This window comes from Treponema sp. R80B11-R83G3 (assembly GCF_054786115.1).
The window spans coordinates 1-9,818 of record NZ_BDHF01000055.1; the positions used below are offsets into that span (position 1 = coordinate 1).

Genomic DNA, 9,818 nt, shown 5'->3' on the forward strand with positions numbered 1-9,818 from the left:
CCTTATGCTTCTGGGGAGACGTTGAACCTCAGCGTCGCGAAGATTTAAAAATAGAAAAGGATATAGAGACGGTTTCAAAAGAGCCAAGCGTTAAATACAGGGGCTTTTTTATTAACGACGAATGGCCGTGTTTTGGGACGTGGGCATCCGGGCATTTTAACGGTTTTACGGCGGAAATGTACGATCATGTTTTTGAACTTTTACTGCGTTTTAAGGGAAATTACCTGTGGCCGGCGATGTGGACTTCTTCATTTCCGCTGGACGGGCCTGGAAACCTTAACGAAGAATTGGCTGATATTTACGGCATAATCATGGGCGCTTCGCATCATGAGCCGTGCCTTCGCGCAAGCGAGGAATGGGACAAGGTTAGGGGGCCAAATTCAATTTACGGCAATGAGTGGAATTATTATAAAAATAAGAACGGCCTTTTAAAGTACTGGGAAGACGCGCTTATAAGAAGCGGAAAATACGAAAAAATAATCACAATAGGGATGCGCGGGGAACGCGACAGTTCAATGTTAGGTGATAATTCATCGCTTAAGGAAAATATTGATCTGTTAAAAGACATAATTAAAAACCAGCGTGAATTAATAAAAAAGCATATTAATCCCAATATAGATGAAGTTCCGCAGGTGATTGCCCTGTACAAGGAAGTTGAAGAGTACTTTTACGGAAAAGAGGGGGTAGACGGTTTAAAAGACTGGGATGAGCTAGACGGCGTTATCTGTATGTTATGCGAAGATAATTTCGGCTTTATGCGTACTCTTCCCATGGCTGATATTCGCTCTCGTAAAGGCGGTTTTGGAATGTATTATCATTTTGATTACCACGGTGACCCTATTTCATACGAATGGGTGGCGTCAACGTCTTATGAGCGGACATGGGAACAGATGTGCATGGCTTACGATTATGGGATTAGGGATATATGGATTGTCAATGTGGGCGATATAAAATTTAACGAAGTTCCCCTAAATTATTTTATGGAGCTTGCGTACGATTTTGAAAAATGGGGTTCAAGTTCGCCTAACAGCATAGATGAATATACATCCGACTGGTTAAATAAAAATTTCCCAAATGTAAAAAAAGAAACTCGCGCAAAAATGGCGGATGTTTTGCACGGGTTTTTAAAAATTAACGCGGCAAGAAGGCCTGAGGCTCTTAACGCTGAAATTTACCATCCGTGCCATTATCTTGAAGCTGACAGAATGTTGTCCCTTGCGCAGAAAATAGATTTATTAAACGAGGAAATTTATTACGCGCTTAAAAAAAATGAAAAAGACGCGTATTACAGCATGATCTATTTCCCCGCTAAATCAAGCGTAAATTTGCTTAGAATGCATTTATTCGCGGGGAAAAACAAACATTATGCAGTACAAGGTAAGAAAATCGCAAATAAATACGCCGATCTTGTAACTTCCTGCATAGAAAAAGACCGTTCTTTAAAAATTGAATTCGCGCAGTTTAAAAACGGAAAATGGTCAGGCATGGAACTTGAACAGCATATCGGTTTTACAAAATGGAATGAAGATAATTGCAGGTACCCTTTAAGGATTCAAGTTGAACCCGCGTACAAACCGCGTTTGGTTGTTTCAAGAAAAGACAGTGAAAAAATCTTTACAAAAGCTTATGGCAAACCTATGGCCGTAGAAGTTAATGATTTTCTTTACGCAGGTAATGAAGAAGTTATACTTGAAATAGCCAATGACGGAATCGGCAAACTTGATTATACAATCGAAGCCGATAAAGAATACCCGTGGCTTGAGATCAATTCGTTAAAAGGAACGGTTGAGTTTCAGGAAGAAATAGTAATCAGGTGCAAAAGGAGCGAACTTGACGGACGGCAAGCGGAAGAAAAAGCGAACTTCATTATTAAAGATAAAGAGACCAGGGTAGCGGTTGAAGTAAAAGCAAAAGTTATAATTGTCGATTTGCCTGAAATGACATTTTTAGAAAATAACAATGTCATTGCAATAAACGCAAATCATTTCTGCGCTAAAAAAGACGTTTCCAAAGGCGGTTTTATAGAGCTTAAAAATTACGGCAGAACAGGCTGCGGCATGAAAGTATTTCCGGTAACAACAGATTTTGAAGAAAAGGAAGAAAAACCGTCCGTTACATACCGCTTCTTAATTGAAAAAAGCGGCGATTATAATGTGGAAATATGGACGGCTCCCGTCAATTCAGTCCAAAACAAACGTCCGCTCAGATGCCAACTTGAAAGTTCAAATGGCGAAAAGCGGATTGTAGTAACAGTTCCCGAAGATTTCCGTCCCGGAAGCAAATATGACGCAAGGTGGGGGCAGGGAGTTTTGGATAACATTAGAATCAGTAAAACGTCTTTAACATTTGAAAAAGGCGTTCAGGAAATTTCAATAAAAGCGTTAGAAGCCGGGCTTGTGTTGGAGCGAATTGTAATCTATCCAATAAATAATCCGCCGCTAAAATCTTACCTTGGTCCGCCTGAAAGTTTTTACCGCAAGGACTCACACAAAGAACACTAAGTAAGAGAAGATCACAAAGAGGAATAAGGGATTTCTGTCCGAAGATGATGCGTGAGCTTCACGATAAGATAACGGACAAAAACCCATGATTTTCTCTTTGTGATCTTTGTTCCTTCGTGATCTTTGTGTGAGGTATTTGCGAATTATTGCTCCAGTTGAATAATTTCCCAGACTTTAGGGGTTTCCTGGCCTATACGCCAAAAACCTATAGCTTTAACTTTCATTGATTTGTACATTTCCATCCGCGTGGAAATGGAATATTCGTCTTCATAATAAACTTTGACTCCAAGATTCGCTACATAATCAAAAGTCGGTATCCCGTTTTCACGCCTGATTTCTTTAACCTTATAGGTTTCTATCAATTTTTCCGTAGTCGCGTAAACAAGCGCCACGTGATGATTTTTATCTTCCCATGCGCGTCCGTAAAACGGGATGCCCATGATTAGTTTTTCATCTCCTATTACACGCAAGGAATACTCCGCCACATTACGGCACCATTTAAGGGAGGCGATAGGACCGGGGTCGCTTCTGACATAATGTTCGTCATAAGCCATTATAAAAATTTTATCAACAATGGGTTTAATTTTCTCATAATCGTATACATCGTTAGCAATTGTTTTTGTACGGGCGTAAAGGGCGATGGAAAATATTTTATTTTTTGGAAGTCCTGCCCGTAATTCGCGCAAAAATGAAAGAAACGCGTCTCCCGATCTTGCGGGGATAGCTTCAAAGTCAATATTTAAACCGTCAAAATTATTAGTCGCGGCAATTAAATCCGCTATTAAAGCTTTTCGCTGGGAACTTCCCGGCATAAGCGTAAAGTATGAAAGGGTGTTAGTGCCGCAAGTTACAGCCAAATGCACCCTGCCGTTAAATTCCGGAAGATTCTGGCGGTTAGGCACTTTTGACAGGGCGCCAAACGAATCAACTTCCGCGCCAAAGTAGCCAACGTCTGTTAAGGGGAGATCTTTTGTAAGATCCGCTTCCTTTCCAACCATAACATAACCCCATATTTCCCTGAAAGCCGTTACGGGCAGGGTTTGTTCCGGGCGCTGCATGAATACTTCAATTTCCTGATCAATAGGATCGGTCTCAACTAAAATTTCAATTTCTTTAGGCGCGCTTTTGCATTGAATCAGCATAAAGAACGATAACGTGATTAAAACAAGTGGATATTTCATAATTTAATTATCGGAATATTTTATAAGAAAAGGGAGTGGGGAATGGGTATTGTTGTTAGCAAGCGCAGCGTGTTACTTCACGCGCAGATAACGAACAAAAACCCCACTCCCTACTCCTCACTCCCTTTAAAACTTCGCTCTTTCCGCCCACAGGCCAAGCGCGGGATTGGGGACAAAGAAGATCCGCTCCCCATCGACAGTGTTCCAGCCGGGAGAAAGTTTGCTAATGTCATACTTGCTTTGCGCTTCTTTTAAATCGCCCCATTGAAAGCCTACGGATTCAATTTCCCGCCTTGTAACTTTATTGCCGGGACAGTAGCGGATTGTAAAACGGTTTTCGCTTGAGCCGTGTATTAGGTGGGCGGCTGCGCTTAAATTGCCGCCAAGTTCGGGGTCTGTTGACGCTTTGACGATTATCTCTTTTCCCGGGCGGTAGCCGTGTTTGCGTATTAACGCGTCTATCCCTGAATCTTCGCCAAAGCGTTCAAGGGCAGGAGCCATGATTAAAAGTTCGCCGCCGTCCGCTATTACCATGCGCGTGCGGTAAATTGCTTTGTTCCCAAGCCAAGTGGTGCGGTATTCTTCGGGTTCAAGGTAGACTACCGCTTTGTTAACTGGTTCATCCATTAGGTTAACATTAACTTGACGGGACAAGGCGGCGGCTTTTTCAAAACATTCTCTGCCAAAACCGATATATAGGCCGCGTACCGCAAGAGAGCCGCGTTCTTTGCCGGGAGCAACTTCGCTGTCTGTCCGCGCCGAAATAACCGTTAACACCCATAAAATTGGGGGTAACGAAACGCTAAAACGGCGCAATCCTTCATCAAAAAGGGCACGGACGGGAGTGTCAACCTTGCCCATTATTTTTTCCATTCCGTAGGCGGCTCCTACAAAATGGCTTTTATCAATCGCTTCTTTTCCGCCGGTTCCTACAAAGATATTTTTTCCGTGGTTTGCCATTCCGGCGACTTCATGGGGAACAACCTGCCCGATACTCAGCGCGAGGGAGAAGTTGCAGTCGTCCTTCGCACCTTTACGCAAAATTTTATTTACCTGAACAGGCCAATCGTACTTTACGGCTCCGGCTGACGCTTTTTCTACCCAGCTTGCCTCTATGCGTCCAAGTTCCATAACATCGTTCCGCCAATCGTGAACCAAGAATTTGTCTTTTGGAGTAGTGCCGAACATACGTGAAAGTTCAGCGGCGTTCATAGCCATGTGCGTGCCAAGAGCGGGAAGAACCGCGCCAAGCCTGTCTCCAAGAATGCGTGACGCTGTTTCCGTAAAAAAACCTGCTCGGGAATGAAAACGCGTTATATCGGGCGGCAAAGCTATCACTTTTCCTGAATCTTTTATGTCGGCCAGAGCTTTTGAAAGCGCGTCTGAAAAAAGAGCTTCCAACTCCTGATCGGTTAAATCTTTATCTTCTCCGCCTTGAGACACATAAGTTTTTTCCAACATAGACATTCTCCCTGTGAATATGATAACATAAAATATAGAATATGTATGTATAAAGGAGATAAATATGGCGAAAGCGGATATTGGCCTTATCGGCCTTGCGGTAATGGGAGAAAATCTTGTCCTTAATCTTGAGAGCAAGGGGTTTAGCGTTGCTGTTTACAACCGGACAACGTCAAAAGTGGACGAGTTTGTTAAAGGGCGCGGCGCGGGTAAAAAAATAACGGGCTGTTACAGCATGGCGGATTTAGCCGCCTCTTTAGCGTCTCCGCGAAAAGCGATGATCATGGTAAAAGCGGGGCAGGCTGTGGACGATACAATCGAACAGCTTTTGGATGTTTTTGAAAAAGGCGACATTATCATTGACGGTGGAAATTCAAATTATCAAGATACGATGAGAAGAGCCGCCCATGTTGAGTCAAACGGACTGCTGTACATCGGGACTGGCGTTTCAGGCGGAGAGGAAGGCGCGTTAAAGGGGCCTTCGATAATGCCTGGCGGTTCCCCCGCCGCATGGCCTTTTGTAAAACCGATGTTGCAGGGAATATGCGCGAAAGTCGAGGGGGGCGTTCCCTGTTGCGACTGGGTTGGGGAAAACGGCGCCGGCCACTTTGTAAAAATGGTGCATAACGGCATTGAATACGGGGATATGCAGTTAATTTGCGAAACTTATGATTTGATGAAAAACGTCCTTGGGCTTTCCAGCGACGAGATGGGAAATGTGTTTGAAGAGTGGAACAATGGTTCACTCGGCAGTTACCTTATCGAAATAACAAGGGATATTCTCCGTTACAAAGATACTGACGGCAAACCGCTTGCAGAAAAAATCCTTGATACGGCGGGGCAGAAGGGAACCGGCAAATGGACAGGCATAGCCGCCTTGGAGTTTGGAGTCCCCCTTACATTGATTGGTGAGGCTGTCTTTGGGCGCTGTTTATCCGCCGCAAAAGATGAGCGCGTAAAAGCGGCGAAAGTTTTTTCTTCCCCAAAAATTTCTTCTCCCGCCGACAAGACGGCATTTGTAAAAGATTTGGAAAAAGCGTTATACGCTTCTAAAGTTGTCTCTTACGCGCAGGGCTATCTTTTAATGAGGGAAGCCGCGAAAGAATACAAATGGAATTTAAACTACGGCGGCATCGCCCTTATGTGGAGGGGCGGGTGTATAATACGCTCGGTCTTCCTTGGAAAAATAAAAGAGGCGTTTGACAAGAATCCCAATTTAGACAACTTGTTACTCGATCCGTTCTTTACAAAAATTATAGAAGACGCGCAAGATTCATGGAGAAGGGTAGTGTCAGCCGCCGTGCAAAACGGGATACCCGCCCCCGCGCTCACCAGCGCGCTTGCGTATTTTGACGGTTACAGAAGCGAAAGATTGCCCGCGAATCTCTTACAGGCTCAGAGGGATTATTTTGGCGCGCACACTTATGAGCGAACAGACAAACCGCGCGGAGAATTCTTCCACACAAATTGGACAGGCCACGGCGGTTCCACAAGCGCCAGCACTTATACCGTTTGATTTTTACCACGAACCAACACGAACAACGACAAGATATGTACTAAAAGTTCGTGGTGTTCGTGTGGTTCGTGGTAGAAATTTTTCTTTTTGGACACTTCCGGTATTAAACCCGCTTGCGAATAAATCTTTGCATAGCGGGCTTGAAGTTTTCAAGCAGTAATGAGCGCGAAAAAAAGTCACTGTCTTTTGGAACGTCAATACTAACGTCTAAATTTTGTTTGTCGGCTTTTTCCAGCAGTTTTGCAAGAAGTGTCTTTCCAAGACCCAAGCCACGGTATTCGGGATTTACTTCCAAAGTTTCAATGTAAAGGGTTTTGTTTTCCGCTCTTGCGATTATCTGTCCTGTTAACTCACTTTCAGCGTTTTCCGCCGTAATTGCAAAATCATTTTTTTCTTTAAAAGTAAAATCTTCAAGAACAAGGGACGACGTGTCTTCGGGTTCAACGCCGACAGGCTCAAGCCCCCATTCTTCCCTTAGCGCGTTATACCAGCCGATAATTTTATTCCTTATTTTTTGAGCTTTGTACTTGAGCCAAATTTTTTCCACTTCGGGGTACTGTTCAAGAACGTCCCTAAAGGCGCGGAAAACGCCTTTGTTTTTGTTTAGCGCGGCGGTTAATTCCTGACGGGCTACGGGATTATTCAAGCTTGCCGTAAATTTTTCCATAAGCCTGTAACCGTCTTTGGGACTCCATTGGGGGAGAGGGATATAATTTTTATCGCTGTTATCAATATTCGCGGAATTAACGATTTGATTTTTTTGCGCGTCAAAAACAAAAACCCCTTCCTGATTTTCCATGTGAAAGAGAATTTGATTTATCAGAATATTGTCAAGCTCAAAACTCATAAGGCATTATAGTATAAAAACAAAAAAAAGTTTATTATCTATAATAGAGGTTTTTAAATGGAAGCGATGAAAAGAACCGCCGATTGCGGTTCGCTAAGAAAAAATGACTGCGGGCGTACAGTAATCCTGAACGGATGGGTTCACCGAAAACGTAACCACGGCGGGGTGTTTTTTATAAATATTAGGGATAGGTACGGAATAACTCAGGTTACGGTTGATACCGAAAAAAATACCGACCTTGCAGTCGTATGCGATGAATTGCGAAATGAATACTGCATTGCCGTGGAAGGTTTAATAAGCCCGCGCCCCGATGATATGGTTAACAAAACAATGGAAACGGGCGAGATTGAGCTTCTCGCTTCCAAGATTGTTGTTTTGAACAAGAGCGAAGTTTTACCTTTTCAAATTGACGAAGAAAGCAAGGCAAACGAAGAACTGCGCCTAAAATACAGATACCTCGACCTTAGAACAAAGGCTATGCAGGAGAGGATTAAACTGCGAAGCGAGGTAGCGTTCGCCGTGCGCGAGTGGATGACTTCCAACGGTTTTTATGAAATAGAAACTCCCACTTTTATAAAATCAACGCCTGAGGGCGCAAGGGATTACCTTGTTCCCTCAAGACTGTATCCGGGGAAATTTTATGCGCTTCCTCAGTCGCCGCAGCTTTACAAACAAATACTGATGGTCGCGGGTTTTGACAAATATTTCCAGATAGCCCGCTGTTACCGCGACGAAGATTCACGCGGGGACAGACAGCCTGAGTTTACGCAGATCGACCTTGAAATGTCATTTGTAGGCAGGGAAGAGGTTCTGTCGGTAACAGAGGGAATGATGTGCCATGTTTTTAAAAAGGTGATGAATGTTGACCTGCCTAAGAAGTTTAACCGCCTGACGTGGGACGATGCGATGGAATTTTACGGCAGCGACAAGCCTGATACTCGTTTTGATATGAAGCTTAAAGACTTTAGCCCCTATGTGCTGTCATCGGGATTTCAGGCGTTTAAGGACGCGTTAAATTCAGGCGGGGCTGTAAAGGCGCTTGTCGTGAAAGGAAAAGCGGATTATTCGCGCAAGCAGATTGAAGAGCTTGAGTCTGCCGCGAAAGTTTACAAAGCTAAGGGCATGGCGTGGATGAAAGTGTCGAATAACGCTCTTGAAGGGGGAGCGTCAAAATTTTTTACTGATAAAGCGGAGCAAATAATAAACGGGCTTGACGCGAAAGAAGGCGACCTTATTCTGATGATTGCAGACGGTAACAGAAAAATCGCTAACACCGCTCTTGGGGCGGTGAGGGTCAAACTTGGGCGCGATCTTGGGCTTATCGATCCGTCACGTTTTGAATTTGTGTGGATAATAGACTTCCCCATGTTTGAATACAACGAAGATGAAAAAAAGTGGGAGGCGGCGCATCATCTTTTTACATGGCCGCAGGAAAAATACCACGCGACAATGGAGAGCGATCCCGGCTCGGTAAAAGGCGATCTTTATGACCTTGTGTTAAACGGTTATGAGTTAGCGTCAGGCTCTATTCGTATTCATGATTCGTCAATGCAAAAAAGAGTTTTTGAAATAGCGGGAATTGATCCCGCGCAAGCTGAAAAAAAATTCGGCTTTTTAACGGAAGCTTTCAGGTACGGAGCGCCGCCCCACGGAGGAATAGCTCCCGGCCTTGACCGCCTTGTAATGATCATGGCAAAGGTCTCCTCGTTAAAAGACGTTATCGCTTTCCCGAAAAATTCATTCGCGGTAAGCCCGATGGACGATTGTCCGTCAGAAGTGGATCAAAAGCAATTGGATGAACTGCGCATAAAGATACTTCCGCCTAAGTAGGCTATTCTTTTAAATGTTGTTCCAGCAGTTTTCGCTTGTCATCGGGTATAGGCGTTGTCTTCTCAGAGTTAAAATCGTAGTGGACAACTACCGCGATTCCCTTGACGCACAGTCTGCCTTCCTGCCACGCCTCATGATAGACGGTAAATGATTTTGTCCCTATTTTGGAAATGAAAGTTTTTATTTCCACTTCTTTAAAAAAAAGTTGCCCTACAAAATCATATTCAGAGTGCGCCATAATAAGCGGAAATGTTTTTCGTGAAAGCGTTAATTCAGGATCAAAAAATTTCATGATGGCGGTTCTTCCCATTTCGAACCACTGCGCGGGAACAATGTTATTTATATGGCCTAAAATATCCATATCCCCAAAACGGGGGGTTACAGTTATAGTTAACATTAATTTATTATAAAAAATTAAATTAAATGTTTCAATAAAATATTTGGAATTCTTTTATAAAATAAACATTAGACTTGTTCGGAAA

General features: G+C 43.6%; 7 protein-coding genes. 3 read left to right on the plus strand and 4 right to left on the minus strand.

Annotation, left to right across the window (positions count from 1 at the left end):
* The coding region (locus ACYVRH_RS08690) for a glycosyl hydrolase 115 family protein (RefSeq protein ID WP_461256525.1) at positions 1-2,501 on the plus strand (2,501 nt) is incomplete at its 5' end.
* 143 nt (positions 2,502-2,644) lie between these two features.
* Here the strand turns inward: ACYVRH_RS08690 and ACYVRH_RS08695 are convergent.
* Both ACYVRH_RS08695 and ACYVRH_RS08700 read right to left on the minus strand, forming a co-directional pair.
* Positions 2,645-3,682: a glycosyl hydrolase family 18 protein gene (locus ACYVRH_RS08695; RefSeq protein ID WP_461256526.1), complete on the minus strand. Its 1,038-nt coding sequence runs from the start codon at positions 3,680-3,682 to the stop codon at positions 2,645-2,647.
* Positions 3,683-3,808: 126 nt separating this feature from the next.
* Positions 3,809-5,143, minus strand: coding sequence for a nickel-dependent putative hexonate epimerase (locus tag ACYVRH_RS08700; protein ID WP_461256527.1), 1,335 nt, complete (start codon positions 5,141-5,143; stop codon positions 3,809-3,811).
* 64 nt (positions 5,144-5,207) lie between these two features.
* On the opposite strand from ACYVRH_RS08700, the gene gnd reads away from it, so the two are divergent.
* Positions 5,208-6,659 carry a decarboxylating NADP(+)-dependent phosphogluconate dehydrogenase gene (gene gnd / locus ACYVRH_RS08705; RefSeq protein WP_461256528.1) on the plus strand — a complete coding sequence of 484 codons (1,452 nt, stop codon included), beginning with the start codon at positions 5,208-5,210 and terminating at the stop codon, positions 6,657-6,659.
* Between the two features lie 103 nt (positions 6,660-6,762).
* Here the strand turns inward: gnd and ACYVRH_RS08710 are convergent, their stop codons facing one another.
* A complete protein-coding gene (locus ACYVRH_RS08710) occupies positions 6,763-7,506 on the minus strand; it encodes a GNAT family N-acetyltransferase (protein WP_461256529.1) in 744 nt (247 codons plus the stop codon).
* Between the two features lie 66 nt (positions 7,507-7,572).
* On the opposite strand from ACYVRH_RS08710, the gene aspS reads away from it, so the two are divergent.
* Complete coding sequence (gene aspS, locus ACYVRH_RS08715) at positions 7,573-9,336, plus strand: aspartate--tRNA ligase (protein ID WP_461256531.1); 1,764 nt, start codon at positions 7,573-7,575, stop codon at positions 9,334-9,336.
* A 1-nt stretch (position 9,337) separates the two neighbouring features.
* On the opposite strand, the gene ACYVRH_RS08720 is transcribed toward aspS, so the two are convergent.
* A complete protein-coding gene (locus ACYVRH_RS08720; RefSeq protein ID WP_461256530.1) occupies positions 9,338-9,733 on the minus strand; it encodes an acyl-CoA thioesterase in 396 nt (131 codons plus the stop codon).
* Positions 9,734-9,818: the final 85 nt, after the last annotated feature.